At 32.5% G+C, this 19,328-nt stretch carries 19 protein-coding genes; 11 read left to right on the plus strand and 8 right to left on the minus strand.

The genetic code is table 11. From position 1 onward, the window contains the following. Positions 1-31: 31 nt before the first annotated feature. The 4 genes from C1S72_RS00650 to C1S72_RS00665 are packed head-to-tail and all read right to left on the minus strand — an operon-like array spanning position 32 to position 5,133. Complete coding sequence (locus C1S72_RS00650; RefSeq protein WP_205527074.1) at positions 32-1,429, minus strand: TolC family protein; 1,398 nt, start codon at positions 1,427-1,429, stop codon at positions 32-34. Between the two features lie 4 nt (positions 1,430-1,433). Next, entirely contained in the window at positions 1,434-2,786 is a 1,353-nt protein-coding gene (locus tag C1S72_RS00655) for an HlyD family secretion protein (RefSeq protein WP_104733755.1), read from the minus strand. Between the two features lie 2 nt (positions 2,787-2,788). Continuing rightward, a complete protein-coding gene (locus C1S72_RS00660) occupies positions 2,789-4,456 on the minus strand; it encodes a peptidase domain-containing ABC transporter (RefSeq protein ID WP_104733756.1) in 1,668 nt (555 codons plus the stop codon). Continuing rightward, positions 4,453-5,133, minus strand: a complete 681-nt coding sequence (locus tag C1S72_RS00665; RefSeq protein WP_104733757.1) for a TetR/AcrR family transcriptional regulator — start codon at positions 5,131-5,133, stop codon at positions 4,453-4,455. The genes C1S72_RS00660 and C1S72_RS00665 overlap by 4 nt, the downstream gene beginning before the upstream one ends. A gap of 137 nt (positions 5,134-5,270) precedes the next feature. On the opposite strand from C1S72_RS00665, the gene C1S72_RS00670 reads away from it, so the two are divergent. The 6 genes from C1S72_RS00670 to C1S72_RS00695 all read left to right on the plus strand — a co-directional run bounded on the left by C1S72_RS00670 (position 5,271) and on the right by C1S72_RS00695 (position 10,308). Further along, the gene (locus C1S72_RS00670) at positions 5,271-5,603 is read left to right on the plus strand and encodes an ArsR/SmtB family transcription factor (protein WP_104735735.1); all 333 of its coding nucleotides are present in this window, start codon (positions 5,271-5,273) and stop codon (positions 5,601-5,603) included. 18 nt (positions 5,604-5,621) lie between these two features. After that, positions 5,622-6,089, plus strand: coding sequence for a DUF6428 family protein (locus C1S72_RS00675; protein WP_104733758.1), 468 nt, complete (start codon positions 5,622-5,624; stop codon positions 6,087-6,089). 16 nt (positions 6,090-6,105) lie between these two features. Next, the gene (locus C1S72_RS00680; protein WP_104735736.1) at positions 6,106-6,720 is read left to right on the plus strand and encodes an arsenate-mycothiol transferase ArsC; all 615 of its coding nucleotides are present in this window, start codon (positions 6,106-6,108) and stop codon (positions 6,718-6,720) included. Continuing rightward, positions 6,720-7,760, plus strand: coding sequence for an ACR3 family arsenite efflux transporter (gene arsB / locus C1S72_RS00685; protein ID WP_104733759.1), 1,041 nt, complete (start codon positions 6,720-6,722; stop codon positions 7,758-7,760). The genes C1S72_RS00680 and arsB overlap by 1 nt, the downstream gene beginning before the upstream one ends. A gap of 62 nt (positions 7,761-7,822) precedes the next feature. After that, positions 7,823-9,592 carry a tetratricopeptide repeat protein gene (locus tag C1S72_RS00690; RefSeq protein ID WP_104733760.1) on the plus strand — a complete coding sequence of 590 codons (1,770 nt, stop codon included), beginning with the start codon at positions 7,823-7,825 and terminating at the stop codon, positions 9,590-9,592. Positions 9,593-9,786: 194 nt separating this feature from the next. Beyond that, positions 9,787-10,308 carry a hypothetical protein gene (locus tag C1S72_RS00695; RefSeq protein ID WP_104733761.1) on the plus strand — a complete coding sequence of 174 codons (522 nt, stop codon included), beginning with the start codon at positions 9,787-9,789 and terminating at the stop codon, positions 10,306-10,308. 61 nt (positions 10,309-10,369) lie between these two features. Here C1S72_RS00695 and C1S72_RS00700 read toward each other — a convergent pair whose 3' ends face one another. Then, positions 10,370-11,290 carry a M23 family metallopeptidase gene (locus C1S72_RS00700; protein WP_104733762.1) on the minus strand — a complete coding sequence of 307 codons (921 nt, stop codon included), beginning with the start codon at positions 11,288-11,290 and terminating at the stop codon, positions 10,370-10,372. Positions 11,291-11,466: 176 nt separating this feature from the next. Here C1S72_RS00700 and C1S72_RS00705 point away from each other — a divergent pair, with 176 nt between their 5' ends. Further along, positions 11,467-12,624 carry a BamA/TamA family outer membrane protein gene (locus C1S72_RS00705; protein ID WP_104733763.1) on the plus strand — a complete coding sequence of 386 codons (1,158 nt, stop codon included), beginning with the start codon at positions 11,467-11,469 and terminating at the stop codon, positions 12,622-12,624. 144 nt (positions 12,625-12,768) lie between these two features. After that, the gene (locus C1S72_RS00710; protein ID WP_104733764.1) at positions 12,769-13,392 is read left to right on the plus strand and encodes a dioxygenase family protein; all 624 of its coding nucleotides are present in this window, start codon (positions 12,769-12,771) and stop codon (positions 13,390-13,392) included. A gap of 5 nt (positions 13,393-13,397) precedes the next feature. On the opposite strand, the gene C1S72_RS00715 is transcribed toward C1S72_RS00710, so the two are convergent. Both C1S72_RS00715 and C1S72_RS00720 read right to left on the minus strand, forming a co-directional pair. Continuing rightward, positions 13,398-14,474, minus strand: a complete 1,077-nt coding sequence (locus C1S72_RS00715) for an endonuclease/exonuclease/phosphatase family protein (RefSeq protein WP_104733765.1) — start codon at positions 14,472-14,474, stop codon at positions 13,398-13,400. A 250-nt stretch (positions 14,475-14,724) separates the two neighbouring features. Then, positions 14,725-15,309 carry a hypothetical protein gene (locus C1S72_RS00720; protein ID WP_104733766.1) on the minus strand — a complete coding sequence of 195 codons (585 nt, stop codon included), beginning with the start codon at positions 15,307-15,309 and terminating at the stop codon, positions 14,725-14,727. A gap of 123 nt (positions 15,310-15,432) precedes the next feature. Between C1S72_RS00720 and C1S72_RS00725 the strand changes: the two genes are divergently transcribed. Then, entirely contained in the window at positions 15,433-16,299 is an 867-nt protein-coding gene (locus C1S72_RS00725; RefSeq protein WP_104733767.1) for a winged helix-turn-helix domain-containing protein, read from the plus strand. Positions 16,300-16,334: 35 nt separating this feature from the next. Beyond that, positions 16,335-16,922: a DUF6134 family protein gene (locus C1S72_RS00730; RefSeq protein ID WP_162919891.1), complete on the plus strand. Its 588-nt coding sequence runs from the start codon at positions 16,335-16,337 to the stop codon at positions 16,920-16,922. 19 nt (positions 16,923-16,941) lie between these two features. Here the strand turns inward: C1S72_RS00730 and C1S72_RS00735 are convergent, their stop codons facing one another. After that, positions 16,942-17,868 (minus strand): DUF302 domain-containing protein, encoded by a 927-nt coding sequence (locus tag C1S72_RS00735; RefSeq protein ID WP_104733769.1) that lies wholly within the window; start codon positions 17,866-17,868, stop codon positions 16,942-16,944. Between the two features lie 172 nt (positions 17,869-18,040). Here C1S72_RS00735 and C1S72_RS00740 point away from each other — a divergent pair, with 172 nt between their 5' ends. Beyond that, the gene (locus C1S72_RS00740; protein ID WP_104733770.1) at positions 18,041-19,099 is read left to right on the plus strand and encodes an NAD(P)-dependent alcohol dehydrogenase; all 1,059 of its coding nucleotides are present in this window, start codon (positions 18,041-18,043) and stop codon (positions 19,097-19,099) included. Positions 19,100-19,328: the final 229 nt, after the last annotated feature.

The following is a 19,328-nucleotide window of genomic DNA, read 5'->3' on the forward strand; positions in this document are numbered from 1 at the left end:
TTAAAATATGGCACGCAATAATTACACTTTTTTAAAAGGGTAAGGTAGATAACACATTGAATAATTTGGCTTTCGTTTCAAAGAATTTGTACTCCAAATTAATAGCCTTTAGTTTAGCATCAATTAATTTTGATTCTCGACTGTTAACCAGAAATATAGAGCTTTCACCTAAAAAGAATTTACGTTCTTCAGCAGATAATAGTTTTTCATAATCAGTTACAATATTCGCATTGTAATCGTTTTGAACTACATAGGAATCTAATTCCTGATCTATTGCTGAAATTTTATTTTTTAAAGTAACTTTTGTCGCTTCAATTTCAAACTCAGTGTCTTGTATTTTTAGCTTGGCCAGTTTTAAATCTGCGCGCTCTTTTCTTAAAAATAATGGCATACTTATGTTAACGCCACTTTTGTAGTTGGATGTGTTAAATGAATTAATAGCTTCAGGAGTGTCGGATAAAAAATTATATTCCAAATTAATAGTTGGCAATAAATTATTAGCTGTTAACCTTCTTTGAATATCTAGCCCTTCATATTTGTAATCCAATGATAGCATTTTTGGATGGGTATTAATATCAAAACTAGCCAAATCAAATTCCGATGTACTTAAAACGGAATCAATTTCTAATATGGTGTTTGTATTTGGTACAATATTATCTTGTAACTCAATTGGCACGTTATTTTCCAACCATAAATAATTTGATAAGTCCAAAGTAGCTTTCACATAATTAATACGTGCTTTTTCAAGGTTTAGTCGTCTATCATATAATGCAATTCTGGCTTCGGTTGTATCAATGGCAGCTCGTTCACCAACCTCGTAACTCTTTTTCACACCATTAAAGCGTAAACTGGCATTTTCAACAAAAGACTCATAAACCTTTTTTTCATTGTAAGCCTTGAGCCAGTTAAAGTAAGCTACAGATGCCTCGAATAAAATATCATTTACCAAAAGTTGTCTGTCCATTTCTGCTTGTTGTACAAACAATTTTGCTTGCTTAAGCATAGACATACGCTCATTCATGATTAATCCTCTGGCTATATCGATAGAAACCCCAACACTATACAAACCATCATTTGGAACGGTTGCTTCAGGATTTAAATACACACCTTCATTTTCTTCAAAATTCCCTTTAAATTCTAATCCATACCAAGTTGGTATTTTGAAGGTGGCATTTAATTTATCGTAATATTCAGTATTTTCAAATTTCTTACGATCATAATCCACTTCTATTTTAGGATCAAATGCTCCACGAGATTTTAAAAGCTTTAATTCACTTTCATTCACTATTAGATTGGCTTGTTTAACAATGGGATGAAATGCTTTTACATAACCCAAATATTCAGACAAGGTCATCGTTGTATCTATCAATTGTTGAGCGGATACATTTAAACTAAAGCATAGGAAAACACCTAATACAAATTGTTTCATGGTTTTATTTCTTTTTATCTTTAGCTTCACTAATTTCTGGCGTGTAATAGTCTGGAGGAAAACTATTTAACTGTCGCCATACTTCATACCAAATAGGTACATCATTAAGTAATGCTATTGTGCGCGCTCCTGAACCAACGCGTATGGCTTTAGGCCATTCGTAATCAGTTTCATCTGGAGCTAATAAAACGCGATAACGACCATTATCACTAATAAAATTTTCAATTGCTACAACTTTAGCACCATAAGTTCCGTAAGATACATTTGGCCAACCACTGAAAACGATAGCTGGCCAGCCATCGAATTGTACACGAACTTTTTCACCAATATGTAATAACGGTAAATCAATTGGTCTAACATAAGTTTCAACTGCCAATTCAAATTGTGAAGGCATAATTCCTACAATTTCTTCCCCTTCTTTAAACGTCACACCAATACCACCACGCAAGGCTTTGTTTATATAGCCGTTTTGAGGAGCTGTTACATAAAGTAAATCATTTCGTTTTTGATAATTAGTACGATCATTTTCAAGTTTTGTTACTTGTGCTTTAGCATCAAATTGGTTAGACTTGGCTGTAAACATATCACTTTGAGCTTTCGATATCTTATCAGCATATTCTGCACGAATTCGACCAATTTCAACTTCAGCATTAATAACTTCATTTATACTTGCCAATAATTTGTTTTCTTGCGACACTAATTTCGCTTGATTTTCTTGTAGTTTCAAACGTTTTTCTTCTACATCTTTAACAGCTTTTAGCCCCTCTTCTTGCAATGTTACCGTACGATTATATTGACGCTCTGCTATATCCATATTGGTTTTTGAAGCCTCAAAATCTATACTATCACTCTTAACTTTTAGCTTGGATTGCAGTAGTTTGTTTTCAGCCTGTTTAAGCTTGAGTTGTCGTTCTTGCTGCAAAGCCACAATTTGATTGTTAAGTGCTTCAACTTTACCATCATATGCAGTAACCGATGATGATTTAGCATTAATCTGCTCACTAGTTCTTTCAACTAAACGCTCATCAAAATACTCGCTTTTTACTTCTGAAATTCTTAAAATAGTATCTCCTTTATTTACAAAGTCACCTTCTTGAACAAACCATTCCTCTATACGACCAGGGATTTGAGATTGAATGGTTTGTGGTCTTTGATTAAGCTTTAAGGTTGTTACTTGACCTTGACCAGTTATATTTTGTGTCCACGGTAAAAACAATACTATTAATACAATGATAGCAAAGACCAACAAAAATTTATTAATCACCTTGTAATATTCCTTTTCAAATACCATTTTACCAGAATTGAAATTTGACAATGGTATTTTTTTATGCAATTCGTTATTTGAAATGTTTAACATATCTATTTGGTATTGCTTTTAATGTTTCCGTTTTCTAACTCAATAATTTGATCACAAACAGTTTCCCATTCTGTATTTCTACTAACCACTATTAATGACCATGGTTGATTTTTATTGGTTAAAAATGCTATGATTTTAGTTGTTTCTTGAGCACTGAATTGATCCAAAGGGTCTTCAAGAATCAATACTTTAGGCTTGTTTACAATGGCTCTTGCCAATATTATTTTCTTTGAAGTAGTATATGACATTTGCCTACCTTCTGGGTGTAAAATAGTTTGTAAGCCATCATCTTGATCTTTTATGAAATCTGACAGACCAACATTCTCTAGAGCCCAATAAATAGCTTCATCAGAAATGTTAGGGTTACCAAATGTAATATTTTCCCTAATGGTTCCAATGAATGGTGTTTCCTCTGAAAGTGACATGCCAAGATGTGATCTGTAATGATTTAAATTGATACTTTTTAAAGAATGTTTATTAACAATCACCTGACCTTTGGTTGGTTTTATTATTCCTGATATAAGTCGTAATAAACTCGATTTACCTGAACTACTTTCACCTCGAACCAAAATTCTGCTTTTTGGAAAAATATGCAAATTGATATTGTTTAAAATAGCCTTCTCTCTGTTTTCGACACTATATATAACATCATTAAGTTCAATTTCAAGAAGGTCACTATAGTTAGGTTTTTCTCCTTCTTGAGACTCTAATTTTTTGTCAACCACTTGCCCTAATTTTTCAATTGACGTTAAAATATCATAAAACGATTCAAGGCCAAGAATAAGTTTTTCAACTGATCCAATGACCAATAGAATAATAATTTCAGCTGCTACAAACTGACCAATATTCATTTCTTGATTCAGTACTAGTGCGCCACCAATTAGTAATAGACCTGCTGTTACAACAACTTTAAAACTTATCATTTGAATAAATTGAATAATCAATATTCTGAAATGACTTTCTCTTGCTTTTAAATAGTCTGATACATAAGCATCGTTTTTTGAAACAGCCAAACTGGTGTTGCCCGATAACTTAAAACTCACGATGGTTCTGGCAACTTCTTGAATCCAGTGAGCTACCATATATTTGTGTTTGGATTCCTCCAAACTAGTTTCAAGTCCTTTTTTAGCTGTGAATTTGAATACGATGTAAACCAACAATAATAAAAACATTCCAAACACAATAAAGAATGGATGATAAAAGGATAATAGAATTAGTGAAAAAATTATTTGTAAAAGAGCCGAAGGTACATCAATCAGTATTTTTGAGAGTCCTTTTTGAATTGTAAGTGTATCAAAGAATCTGTTAGCCAACTCTGGTGGATAATAATTACGTAGTTCACTCATTCTGATTTTTGGAAAACGGTAACTAAATTCAAATGAAGCCCGTGTAAAAATACGTTGTTGCATAGTTTCAATTATACGCAGTTGCATCACTTGTAAAGCACCTGAAAACATCACGCCAACAGTTACTAGTATAACTAAAACAATCCAAGAAGTTGATAGTTGTGCACCTTGAATAAGGTTAATGATAGCTTGAATACCTAAAGGTAGAGATAAGGCTACAATTCCTGAAAAAATGGCATAATAAAATATTTGGAAAATATCTCTTTTTTCAAGCTGTAATAAGCCTATAAAACGATTCCAAGGAGTTAAATTTTCTTTATTCATAATTTTTTGGTTATGGCGTCAATAGCAAGTCTTTTAAAGAACGATGTTGGTGTTTTTTGATCATTACAATTGGTTAACGATTTAAAATGATCATTCAAAAAATGCTGATGTAAAGATCCTTCTGTAATAGTGCTCGCCAGACTTAATGAATAGGCGTAATCTGTATTAACAGCTAGAATCATATCATTTAACCTACCAATGATACGTTTATATACAATAAAATAACCGTCTTTGTTTTCTAAATCGACTTCCTTGGTTAAAAATGATTTTGAATTTTCATTTACAATAATTCTATGCAATACAATCTCATTAACATGCGTATAATTAGAATCTTCTACTACGGGTCTTGTCACCACTTCAATTGCTTTTTCTAATCTGTTAACTGTATCTGAAATATTGTGCGTTTCAAACACCAATTGATACTCTATCCATGCCCAATACCAAGAAGACAAATAGAGTAGTAGCTTGTGCTTACTTTCAAAATAGCGATATATGGAACTTTCATTAGATTTTATTTTAATACCTAATTTTTTAAATGTAAAATTATCAAAACCAATCTCATCAATCAATTCAATACTATGCTCTATTATACGCTTGCCAAGATCTGATGTTTCAGGATCTTTTATAAATATTTTATCTGGAACAACAATTTTAATGTTTGATAATAAACTTTTCATAAAAATAATATTTACCGCAAATATAATAGTAATACTATTAAAAAAGAAATTTTAACTTTTATTTAATTGTTTTTTTTATCAATACGATTGATATGTCATTTAATAATCGTAATATTGCAATAAACAAATTAAGCAATATGGGAATTACTAAATCTGAAATATTTACTGAGCAGCAAAATAAAATAGCGCTGTTGGCTAAAGCTATTGGTCATCCAGCTAGAGTAGCTATTTTACAGCATTTATTTAGGACTAATAGCTGTGTATGTGGTGATTTAGTTGATGAAATTGGCTTGGCTCAACCAACCATCTCACAACATTTAAAAGAACTAAAGAACTTAAAAATAATTAAAGGAAATATTGAAGGCACCAGTATTTGTTATTGTATAGACCAAGAAACATGGTCTGAAATAGTTGAACTGTTTCAGGTCTTTTTTGGACAAAAAATAAATAAAGCAGGAGACTGCTGTTAATAATAAAAGTAAAATATTATGAAACTATCGGAAATTAAAAATCAGTTAAAGCATTTAAAAACCATTGGATTTCAATTGCCTAATGGCGAATTAGTGGCTAGTCATTTTCATGTGACAGAAGTTGGAAAAATTAATAAGCATTTTATTGACTGTGGTGGAACAGTTAGAAAGGAAGATGTTATAAGCTTTCAGCTTTGGGAAGCTAATGACTATAATCACCGATTACACCCTGAAAAACTCATTCACATCATTGAACTATCTGAACGTGTGTTAGAATTACCAGATTTAGATATAGAGGTGGAATATCAAGGTGAGACTATTGGGAAGTATGGATTAGATTTTGATGGCACTAACTTTTTGTTAACGACCAAACAAACAGATTGTTTAGCAAAAGACAATTGTGGTATACCAGTTGAAAAAGCAAAAGTCAAATTAGCTGAAATAGGAAATGAACCTTGTTGTTCGCCTGATGGTAATTGTTGTTAAATCTAATAAAATAAGTATGTTATATCCGAAGATTAAGCAAAATATTGATAGAATAGATTTATCAACTATTCGTCCAAATAGAGAAGAAATACATAATCAACTCATTACCTATATTCAATCAAAAGTTGATAAAGGTGATGATGTAAATTTAAATTTCATTTGTACGCATAATTCAAGACGAAGTCATTTATCTCAAATTTGGGCGCAAACCATGGCTTCCTATTTTAAAATACCAAATGTAACATGTTATTCTGGTGGAACAGAAGCCACTGCTATGTTTCCTATGACTGCTGAAACATTGCGTAATCAAGGTTTTGTATTTCAAACTTTAGTTGAAGGCTCTAATCCAGTTTATGCTATAAAATACAATTCCAGTAGACAACCCATTATAGGCTTTTCTAAAACGTACCATGATGATTTTAATCCTTCATCAAATTTTGCAGCTGTATTAACTTGCTCTGAAGCTGATGCAGATTGTCCGTTTATCCCAAATGCAGATGTGCGTATAGCATTAACATTTGATGACCCTAAATTGTTTGATAACACACCACAACAGCAAGAAAAATATAAAGAACGAAGTTTAGAAATAGCCACTGAACTTTACGCTGTTTTTTCTAAAATAAAGATATAATGACTCAAAAGAAGAAACTCGGTTTTCTAAACCAATATTTAACGCTTTGGATATTTGTCGCAATGGGGATTGGTGTAGGATTTGGTTATTTTTTCCCTTCTATTCCTAACAAAATTAATGCTTTAAGTAGTGCTACAACCAACATCCCAATTGCAATTGGTTTAATTCTAATGATGTACCCACCTTTGGCGAAAGTTAATTATGCCTTATTACCTAAAGTATTTTCAGATGTTAAGACCTTATCCATTTCTTTAATATTAAATTGGGTGATTGGTCCTGTTTTAATGTTTGTTTTAGCATTGATCTTTTTGCAAGACTACCCAGAATACATGGTTGGATTGATATTAATAGGTTTAGCTCGATGTATTGCCATGGTATTGGTTTGGAATGATTTGGCTGAAGGCAGTAGTGAATATGGAGCTGGATTAGTAGCCTTAAACAGTATCTTTCAGGTATTTGCCTATAGCTTTTATGCTTGGTTATTTATAACTGTATTACCACCTTATTTTGGATTTGAAGGTGCTATTGTAGATATTTCTATTGTAACTATCGCTGAAAGCGTGGCAATTTATTTGGGTATTCCGTTTTTAATGGGAATATTAAGCCGCTTAATATTAGTAAAATTGAAAGGAGAGAAGTGGTACACGGAAACATTTATACCAACAATCTCTCCATTGACATTGGTTGCTTTATTATTTACAATAGTCGTTATGTTTTCTTTGAAAGGAGAATTAATTGTAGAAATACCAATGGACATAGTTGTTATTGCAATTCCATTGCTTATTTATTTTGCTATTATGTTTTTAATCGGGTTTTTTATGAGTAAAGCTATGGGAGCTTCATATGATAAAAATGCAGCTATTTCTTTTACTGCAGCAGGTAATAATTTTGAATTAGCCATAGCAGTTGCCATAGCCGTATTCGGTTTAAATTCAGGCCAGGCTTTTGCTGGTGTTATTGGACCTTTAATAGAGGTTCCAGCTTTAATTTTGTTGGTTCGCGTTTCTTTTTGGTTACGTGAAAAATATTATAACAAGTAATTATAGGCTTATTAATATTGTAAATAAATTCTTATAATGTTGTATATTTGAGAAGCTAACTAATGTTTCCAATTACTTTGAGTTCGAATTCTATTTATTTAGGCTTATTGATTTTTATGATTTCTTTGGTTAGTTTCTCCCAAAGCAATTTAACAAGTGATGAAGCCTTCAAACAATATCAAGCCATTACCAAAAGTATGGAAGAATCTTTTCCTGAAGATGCTTTCAAAACATATAGAAGGGATTCGTTTTCTGAACAGCAATTACAAGCCTACTTATCGCAACATTTTCAACGATTAGATTTATTACCACTAATAAAAGATCAACATGCATTTAAAATGCATAGTTATTTGCATTCAGGTAACTGGTTCAGAGAAATTGGTTTTCCAAAAGAATCCATAAAATGGTATCGTGCTTTTTTTGACTATTATAACACTCATGAACAAGATTTAACACCTGAAGAAAAAGAGGAATTAATTGAAATGGTTACTTATGCATACAGTATCCAAGCTGACAACTATGCTAAAACTGGTGAATTAGAAAGTGCAGCAACCATGCATAAAAAAAATATTGCGTTTATAAAAGAGGTCAATATTATATTGAATCCTTCGGCATATAACAATTATGGGTTGTTTTTTTATTGGAATAAAAAAGAATTAGATTCGGCATTAATATATTTTAATAAAGCCTATTCCTTAACAAAAGCAAATTTTCCGAACCATACCTTGTTGGGAAGTATCCGCGATAATATTGCTGATATTTATATAGAACAAGGCCGACCAAAACTAGCAAGACCACTGTATAGAGAGAATTTTGATTTATATAGAAAAACTAAAAATGAAAAGTCAAATCAATTTGATTTACCGCGATTAATAAGCGCAGGATCACAGTTAGTAGAAACAGAATTAAAGCTCAATCTGCTAGATATTGCAGAACAATCGTTCCAAGAGCTAGAAAAAATAATGCATGACCCAAATTTTAAAAACATCATCTCAAGTAAGTCACAAATAGAGTTTTTAAATGCAAAGGAGACCTTATTAATCGCTCAAAATAATTATGAAGCTGCTTACAAGGTTGCAACAAATAAAAATCGCATTAAGGATAGTCTTAATGCCATATCTAAAATAGCAGATAGTAAATGGCAGGATGAGTTGAATACCATTTCACTTGATCGGGTGGCTCTAAATTTTAAAATTGATAGAATTGAGAAAGAAAATAAAATTCAAAATCAACGCTCAAAACTTTGGATTGTTAGTTTAACATCATCTTCCGTTCTTATCCTGATGGTATCATTATTTTTAAGGAGGCGTCAATATGTTATTAACGCTAAAAACAAACAATTATTAGCAGAGCAAAAACTTGAACTTACTGCTGTAAAAAACAAACAATTAAAATCCGAAATTGAATCAAAACAAAGAGACTTGTCAGATTTCGCTATCAATTTAACGCATAATCAGGAATGGGCTAGAGAACTGGCTGATAAAATAAAGGGTATTAAAGAAGCCAATACTAAGGAGCAAAAAAAATTGTTAGCACAACTGGAACAGGACATCATTAATAAAACTACTGTCGATGTAGATACCAAGGATTTTTACGAACGTCTAGATAAGTTAAGCGATTCTTTTTATAGTGAGTTAACGTCGCAATTTCCTAATTTGAGTAAAAATGAAGTACGACTTTGCTCTTTGATTAGGTTAAAAATGGATAGTCGTAGCATTGCAACTTTGCAAAATATCACATTAGCCTCATTAAATACAAGCCGATACCGTCTTCGTAAAAAGCTAAATCTTCAAGAGGATGTTGATTTGGATGATTTCATACAAAACTTATAAAATTCTGATAAACAGTGTGATAAATTCTAAAAATTTAAAAATTTAGTTGTTTGTCTATCAAAAGTCTATTGCTTGTTCATTAGCAGTCTATTCCAAAATTTAGGAAACAGACGATTTTCATAATACTTTGGTTTCATCAAAATTCAAAGAATCATTAATAGCATTAATCGTATAACTAATTAAAACCTATTATTATGAAAACGTTTGTACTTGGTATTATTTTTTTAGGCTTCACCAACCTAATGTGCGCACAAAATGATGTTGCTGTTTTAGACATGAATACTAACATGTATTCTTATGATAACATTAATAATGAACTAGCACTTAATCATGAATACATAAACAGTATTTCTGAAATAAGTATCTCAAAGAAAATATTAAAGCTTCAAAATGTAATTGCAAATTATAATATTAAAACTAGTAAAGTATATCGTACAAAAAGCAATACTACTTATACTGTGAAGTTTACCGAAGGTGAAAATAGATTAAACGCTATTTATGACAGAAACGGACTATTATTGAGTAGTCAAGAGCATTATCAATCTATTAAGTTGCCCTATGAATTAAGTTCCAGTCTAATAAAAGAAAATCCAGGCTGGTGTATAAGTGAGGTGTATTGTAATATCCAATACAACAAAGATGTTAATGCTGAAATTATTTATAAAGTCGTACTTGATAACGGTAAGAAAAAGAAAACCGTGAAAATAAACGCTTAATAGGCGCTTTTAGTTAATTATTTTGAAACGAAACCTAATATTTAGGTTTCGTTTCTCTTTATTATAGGGTTTTTTCTATAACTAACTTTTGGCCAATACGTAAGGTTGAATTCTTTCGAATGTGATTGGTTTTACACAAAGCGGTAATACTTATATTGTTTTTTGCTGATATTCGTGATAGCGTGTCACCTTTTCGAACAACATACACTTCGGTAGGTCTTTCAAGATAGGCTTCTAACTCTTCTTCTGTAGTTAATAACTCCAATTTACTTTGGCGTCTACTGCTATGAAGTTCTGGGCGTGTCCATTTTTTTGTAACCCATAATTCTGAAGCGTTTACATCATTGTTTTCATCAAACTTCAATAAGTACTCTGGATTTATGTGAACACCGTTATAGGTCATTTCTAAATGTAAGTGACTACCACGTGCATTACCTGAACGTCCACCTTTACCAAGAAAATCTCCTGCTTTTACAGAGTCATTAGCCTTTACGCCATAGCTTGATAAATGAGCGTAAAGTGTTTCAATACCATTATAGTGTCTTACAACTACAGTATGACCATGACCAGAACTGTAATTAGCAAATCTTACAATACCGTCAAACATAGCATAAAGACTATCACCAGTTATCAAATCTATATCAATACCTTTGTGCGCACGACCCCAACGCCATCCATAACGAGACGTAATTACTTTATCTTTAGAGATAGGAGATACATAACTAGAGTCATTAAAAGCTATTTGTAAAGGGAAACTAACTTTTTGGTCATAGTCAATTTTTACATGTTCTGTATCCCAGTTTTCAGCAGTAATGTCAAAAGCAGTATATTTTTCTTCTAAAGGCGATTCTTCTGAAAGGTCATGATACTCAATACCCTCAAAAAGTTCCAATAATTTATCAGCGTTTTTTAATTCTGGAGTACTTTGGGCAAAACCTGTTAGCACAGAACCAACAAGCAGTAGGCTAAAAAGTGATTTCATTTGCTATTAATCTTTTCAATGTGATTGATGACTGATTTTAATTTTTTTCGACCGACGAAAATAACAAAAAAAACGATTAAGTGTGTTAATTATTTGTTATTATGAAAAAAATTAACAAAATGATAGAATCGTTTTCAATAAGATGATAACTTTATAGTAAGTGATTAAATTGTACGATGGTAAAAATTATTTTGTATTTGTCTATTGCTTTACTTTATGGTATCAAAGGATTTTCTCAACAAAAAGAGAAACAAGATAAAGTAAAGGTCAGCCTAAAAGATACATTGGATGGAAAACTTGATATGAGCGAGTTTTTAATTAATGCAAATGGATTTATACCTGTACCTCAAATCATTACACAACCTGCACTGGGTGGTTTTGGTGGATTAATAGCTCCTGTTTTTATCAAACCTAATAAACATCAAATTGAAGGAGAATATACACCACCAAATATAACTGCTGCTTTTGGCGGATACACAGCAAATAATTCATGGTTTTTTGGTGGCATGCGTATGGCTTCGTTACCTAAATACGGACTAAAATATCGAGTGGGTATGGGCTACGCTCACATAAATATGGATTTTTATAGAACACTACCAATTGTTGGTGAAAAAGAGTTCTCTTTTACGTTTAATAGTGTTCCTGTGTTTATGTCGTTGATGAAGGAAGTAAAAAAAGGGTCTAAATTTTATATTGGTTTGGAATATTTATATTTAAGATCAAAGGTTTCACCTAACTTTGATTTTAACAATTTGCCATATTTTTTAAAGGAAAAGGATTTTAGAAGTCAATTGAGTCACATTGGTGTTGGCATTGATTATGACACGCGAGATAACATTTTTACTCCTGATACAGGTACTCAAATTGGAGCAAATTTCATGGTGAATGCTAATTGGACAGGTTCTGATTATCAATTTCAAAACTTTAATGTTTCTGCTTTTCAATTTTTTAAATTTTCCAACAATTGGATAAGTGGTTTCAGGTTAGATACAAAATTCATCTTTGGTGATGCACCATTTTATGCTGAACCAAGCGTGGAATTACGAGGAGTACCAATTTCTCGATATCAAGGAACAGAAGTTTATGTTTTTGAAACAGAGCAACGCTATGATTTTTCCTTGCGATGGAGTGCCTTACTTTTTGGTGGCTTGGCAAAAGCATCTTCTGAAAGAATTAAGTTTAATGATGCCACATTAGTTTATAGCTATGGTGCAGGCTTTCGGTATTTGTTAGCTCGTTTATTCAAGTTACGAGTTGGAATTGATGTAGCCAAATCAAATGATGATTGGGGTTATTATATAACTTTTGGCTCTGCATGGAATAACAGAAACTAGTTCATATTTAGCTTTTATTTAGGTGTTTCATCGAAGATTTTGGTATCACATTTCAATTCATCGTAAAAATCGATAGTTCATAAGTTTTTTTGTTATCTAACATTCTGTATGATATAGCTTTACGGTAATTAAAACCTGCTTATCATGAAAAAAATTATGCGTTTTTTAGTCTTTGTTTTTATTTCCCTAATCTTTCATTCTTTAAATGCACAAGATTCTTCAAATGTTTTAGAAGAGGTTCCGTTTGATTACATGTCAAGAAACCCTATCTATGATTATGATCCTAATACCATAAGTAATACAGATACTATACCTGATTTTGATATTCAAGTTAGTAAGTTAATGATTTCCGGAACTGTCTATAAAAGTGATGGTGTTACTCCTGCTGCAGATGTTATACTATATATATGGCATCAAGATGAAGATGGTTACTATGATATGAAAACGGCAAATGACAAACGTTATGTTTATCATAGAGGTTGGGTAAAAACAGATGCTGATGGAAAATACACTTTTTATACGTTCTTCCCAGGATCTTATCCTCACAGTAAAGAAGCGCGCCATATTCATGCAGCAGTGAAAGAACCTGGGAAAGTTGATTATACTTTAAATGGCTTCTTGTTTGATGACGATCCGTTTCTTACAAAGCTTTGTCGTAAAAGATTGGCTAAAAAAGGTGTCGATAATATTCTTTCAACTCCAAAGAAAGGAGATATACATGTTGCCAATCATGACATCGTCTTAAAAGCCGACATTCCTGTAAAATAATTTATTTATTTATTGTTTTTCTTAAATGCATTTATTTGATCTTCAACACGTTTAAGTTCATCATCCGTTGGAGGTGGTAGTTCTTGCTCAAGTTTATTTTGAGGTTCAAAAGACAGTGTTGTATATAACGGAAAATGATCAGAATGAATATCTTCACAGCGCTTTACAGATTGCAACCTAAATTCGTTTGAAATGAATATATGATCCAAAGGCCAGCGTAATAAAAAATTATTAGCGTCATAAGTATTATAAAGTCCTCTTCCTTTTCTTATATCTCCCAAACGACTCACATTTTGAAAGAGTTTAGAAGTAACTGACCAGGCAACATCATTAAAATCACCAATGACCAAAACAGGATATTGAGAATCTAAAGCCATTTTTGCTACCATCATCATTTCAGTGTCTCTATCTGTTGACAAAGGGTTTTCCTGCGGCATGGGTGGCGTAGGGTGGATGGCGTATATCTGGATGGTATCGCCCGCAATCATTTTGACCTTGGTATGTATGGATGGGATGCTGTCACTAACTAAATATTTTACTTTTGGATTAATTAATTCATTCTTTGAGTACAGTAACATACCATATGTATTGTCTTTTGGTACCTGAATTTTAAATGGATAGTTATTACCTATAGCCTGACTTATTTCATTTTCCCAAGGTTTATTAACTTCTGTTAGTAAAACTATATCTGGTTCATACTTTATTAATTGCTCTACTACAGTTTGCCTTTTCTCATTTTTCTGCAGCACATTGGCAGTGTATATTGTTATGCTGTCTTGTTGACTCTTACTGGCAGGTAATACTTCATATGCTGCAAAAGCCGTATAAGGATAAATTTTACCAAATTGAAAAACAAAACAAGAAATTAACAGGCCTATAAATAAATAATCTTTCCAAGATTTAAAATTAAATTTAAAGAAATAGACAAGTATGGCTATTAGAGTTAAAAAAGAGAGTTGCAAATGTGGGAAGTCAAACATACGTATCCACCAGTAATCAGTGGAAAAATAAGGAATAATAGTAAGTAAAATTGCAAGGATGCCAAACCCTGTTAAAAACGACTTTCCTGAAGGTGATTTCATGTGTAATTGTTTGATAGGTCTAAATTACATCGTTTATAGCTTAAAAATTAACTCATATACATAATCTTGTAGCGTTTAAAAAATGGAAAGACCTATAACTTTGATAGGCCTTGTTTTTTTATCATTTCTTGCTGTTGTTGTGCTTGCTTTCTTTTGGATACAAGATGAACTCACAATTAATAGGATCATGACTACAACCTTCTAGATAGTTTTATGCAATATATTATATGCTGCGTGGTAGCTTAAGTGATTAGCACCCAAAGAATTCAAAAGTCAACTTGTCACCATTATTTTTTATAATAAAAGGAACTTTCTCTAAAGTACAGGCTGGTTCAATGGTAAACTGGATATAGCCTTTCACTTCAAACTCTTCGGTGGTATTGAGTTCTATTTGCTGGGTATAGGTCGTGTTTTTCCTAACCCAATTAATAGGACCATTTACAAAAGGATGCAAATCGATTTCTTCTTCGGTTAAGGGGTTTTCAATAAGATCACCTTCAAAGTCAAAGGCATCGGTATCATCCATAATGACGGTAAACTTTCCAGAAAAATCTCTGGTCGCATTAGGGGAAACAAAATGACCGCCATTTTTTAAACGCATATCAATAATTAATTGGTGTACTGATTGGCTTTTTGGTATAGCATAGAATTTAACAGCAAACAGCTCTTTATTCATATCAGGTTCATTGAATACTGAATATTCAAGTGGACCTTTTTTGCAGGTCAATGTCGCTTCAGGTTGATGAGTAGCTAAAGCCAATTCTTGGGTTTGTGATTGATTGCTGTTGCAACTTAATAGTGCAAACAAGCAAAAGGTTAAAATAAATCTAGTCATAATGTTCGTTTTTTTAATTCATCATAAAACTAGTGGTATCAAGTGTTTAAAGTGTCAAAAAAATGTAAAAGAAGTGTCAACAGTTGTAAAAAGTCCTAAAATTGTCAGTAATTTACTGTCATTATGAGTAGAAAAGTTATTTATATCATCATTGGTTTGATTATCACCGTTTTATCAATTTACAATCTATCAAGTTCTAAAACGCAGCCAGTGACATTTACCGAAAAGGTGAAATTGGCCCTTCGTGATGCGGGCAATCAATTGTTATTAGCCAATCAGGATTCTACATCATTAATTCGTCCTATTAAAAAGCTAGAACCTTTAAAATATGAGCTTTCTTTTGAAAAGCCATTAACTATTGAACCCGATAGTTTGGTTGATATTTTAGAACGAAGTCTTAATAACGCTAATCTTCCTAATGAATACCTTACAGAAGTATTGCAATGTGTTGATCAGGAAGTAGCTTATAGTTTCGACATGAAAAAAAGCATAGATACTGATATTATTCCTTGTGGTGGTCGTGACTTACCCAAAAACTGTTACACAATAACGGTTCGTTTTACAAACGATTTACAAACTACTCAAAATAGTACCATTTGGTGGTATATATTACTAACAGGTGGTTTTTTGCTTATTGCATTGGGTTTTCTAAAAAAGAAATCATATGATTTAACCGCTTCAGAAGATGAAAACCACATGGTAATTGGTAGTTTTAATTTTTATCCAGAACAGAATAAATTGGTGAAGCAAGCTACTGAAATTAGCTTATCTAAAAAGGAATGCGAAATACTTGCCATCTTTGTAGCTCGGCCAAATGAAATAATAAAGCGCGATGAACTTACTAAAACAGTATGGGAAGATAATGGTGTAATAGTTGGGAGAAGTTTGGATACTTACATATCTAAATTACGTAAAAAATTACAATCTGATAATTCAATTAAATTAACTAACGTTCATGGAGTGGGCTATAAATTGGAGATTGAGCAATAATTAGATTTACTTATATTTATAAAAAACTTTAGCCTATGTCAAGATTCATTTTGCTTATGCTATTTGTAGCCATAATACCATTAAAGGCTCAAACGCTTCATTTCAAGGTTATTCATGATGGTAAACCGCTTGGAACATTAGATGCGACCAAAACTGTAACAGGAAATACCGTCATTTACACAAGCCATACAGAAATAGAGTATCACTTGCTAGTAGCTATAAAAGTGGTGTATGACTATCATGTAACTTATACCAATGGTCACTTGCAAGAAGCTAAAGCACACATTATAGTGCGAGGGAATGATAAAACCAAAGCCAAAACCGTAAAAGAGGGTAGTGCTTATGGTTATTATTCAGAGGGAGCGTTTGTCAAAAAAATACCAGCAGAATTTATAAAACACAGTATTGTACAATTGCTGTTTGAAGAGCCTGTGGGTGTAACCAAAATTTATGCTGAAGAGCATGGTGAATACCATAATATCCGCGCAATTGGCGACCATACGTATCTAAAAACAGCACCTAATGGCAATACAAACACCTACTATTACAAGAACGGATTACTTCAAAAATCCGATGTAAATGCAGGCGTTATTAAATTCTCTATAGTAAATGTCCCTCAATGATAATGGGTGTTCTTTACTACTAATCTACACGAACACCAGCATCAGCAATATTAGCAAGAGCGTCTGCAATGGTAGCAAGGTTGTTATTATTCAGAGTGCCTAAATTATGCCTATCTGATAAATAATAAGGATTGTTATACGCTACATTTACAGCACCCAAACTATTTTGATATACCAACATTTTTTGAGGTAAATCAACTGATATGGATGGTTTATCTTGCATTAAGGGTGTTCCTAGATTGGGATTACCAAATATGATAAGTTTGGCCGGAGGTAATTCAATACCAGTTTCTAAAGCATTGGCTTTTAAATCTATTTCAGCAAAAATAGTAACACCTGTCAATTGGTTTATGTTTTGAACAATGTTGTCATATGTAGTATCAAAATCATTTTCACTCAACACCAAAGAAATGCCATCTACCGGATCAGCGATAGCATTATTGTATCGAACGTTTGTTTCTCCTGCAATGGAAACTACACTGCTTTGTGTATCTTCTAGTAATTGTAAATTACTTGGGTCATTCAAGGCATATCTGTTTTCTAGGTAGGCCGAACTATTAAAGATGGCTGTACTTTTATTGCCATTTTCGTAAACTGAAATCCGTAAGGGCAAGTCCAATCCCAATTTCATGTTGTTCTCCATGAGCATAGCGGTAATACTTGAATTACTAAAGTAAATGGTTCTAGTATTATTTAAAGTCATTCCAGCTGTGCTGGCATTTTGGCTGTGATCAATTTCAGCAATAACATCAAGATTGGTGTTGGCATTAATTTCTGTCTTTAAAGCATCATATAGGCTGTTTGTTCCCATATCTGTTTGAATATAGCCTATACCACTGGCTTGTGGTGCTGTATCTGATTCAGGAATAAATACGGTATCATCATTACTGCTGCATGATACGCATATGAATAAAAATGGTATTAAGTAATATAATAAGGTTTTCATAATGTTTGTTTTTACCTAAAGTAATAGTTAAACAGACCTTGTTTTTGCTGGATTGCTAAAAGTATGAACGTTTTTAATATTTAAGGTTTTCGTAAAGTTTCTTACTAGGACAGTTCATTAGAAATACGTATCTTTTACAGATTGATATTAATTAAATTAAAACCAATTAAATATGAACACAAAAAGTATAAAAGCTTACGGTGCCGAGTCATCAGATGCCGATTTAAAACAAATGCAAATTGATAGACGTACGGTGTTACCTAAAGATGTAGAAATAGATATTTTATTCTGTGGTGTTTGCCATTCAGATCTACACTTTGCACGTAACGACTGGGGCATGACGGAATTTCCTGTTGTACCAGGACACGAAATCGTTGGGCGTGTATCTAATATAGGTTCAGAAGTTAGTAAATATAAAGAAGGTGATTTAGTTGCCGTTGGTTGTTTGGTAGATTCATGTAGAACTTGTAGTAATTGCCAAGCAGATTTAGAACAATACTGTACTAATGGCTGGGTAGGTACCTATGGTGGTTATGACAAGCATTTAGATACCAATACCCATGGTGGGTATTCTGAAACTATTGTGGTAGATGAAGACTTCGTACTTCGTGTTCCTGAAAATTTAGACAAGGCTGGAATAGCGCCTGTTCTATGTGCAGGTATTACGACATGGTCGCCATTACGACACTGGGAGGCTGGCAAAAACACCAAAGTAGCTGTAGTGGGTCTAGGAGGTCTTGGGCATATGGCTATTAAATTAGCGCATGCTCTAGGTAGTCATGTCACCTTATTTTCACGTTCAACCAATAAAATAGATGATGCCAAGCAATTAGGTGCTGATGAGGTAGTTATATCAACAGATGAAAGCGCCATGGAAGCAGCTGCGGGTCGTTTTGATTTAATACTAGATACCGTACCATATGCACACGATTTCAATCCATATATCAATACATTGAGCACAAATGGTACGTTAGTTGTTTTAGGTTATTTAGGTCCTTTAGATCCGGCATTGATAACAGTACCTATGATTATGGGACGTAAAGCTGTGGCAGGATCTTTAATTGGCGGTATAGCCGAAACACAAGAACTTCTGGACTTCTGCGGAAAGCATAATATTGTTTCTGATATCGAAGTAATAAAAATGCAGGATATTAATACAGCCTATGAGCGTATGCTCAAAAGTGATGTTAAGTATCGTTTTGTTATCGATATGAAGTCGTTGAAAAATTAATTTATTTAGGTATTTAAAATTTCTGATAAGGTGCAAGGTGTCAAAGCTTATGCACCTTTTCTATGTGAATTAGTGTCTTAAGCAAGCTGTTAAAAGTTCCTTTTTTAACACTTTAACACATAATTGGGCATTAACTATATTATTTAACCTACTTTAGCCACGATGCTAGTTAGTTGAACAGCTCAAATACTCATAATTTACAAGGTTTATTATGATTGTTTTTGATATT

This window comes from Hanstruepera ponticola (assembly GCF_002940745.1).
GTDB classification, from domain to species: domain Bacteria; phylum Bacteroidota; class Bacteroidia; order Flavobacteriales; family Flavobacteriaceae; genus Hanstruepera; species Hanstruepera ponticola.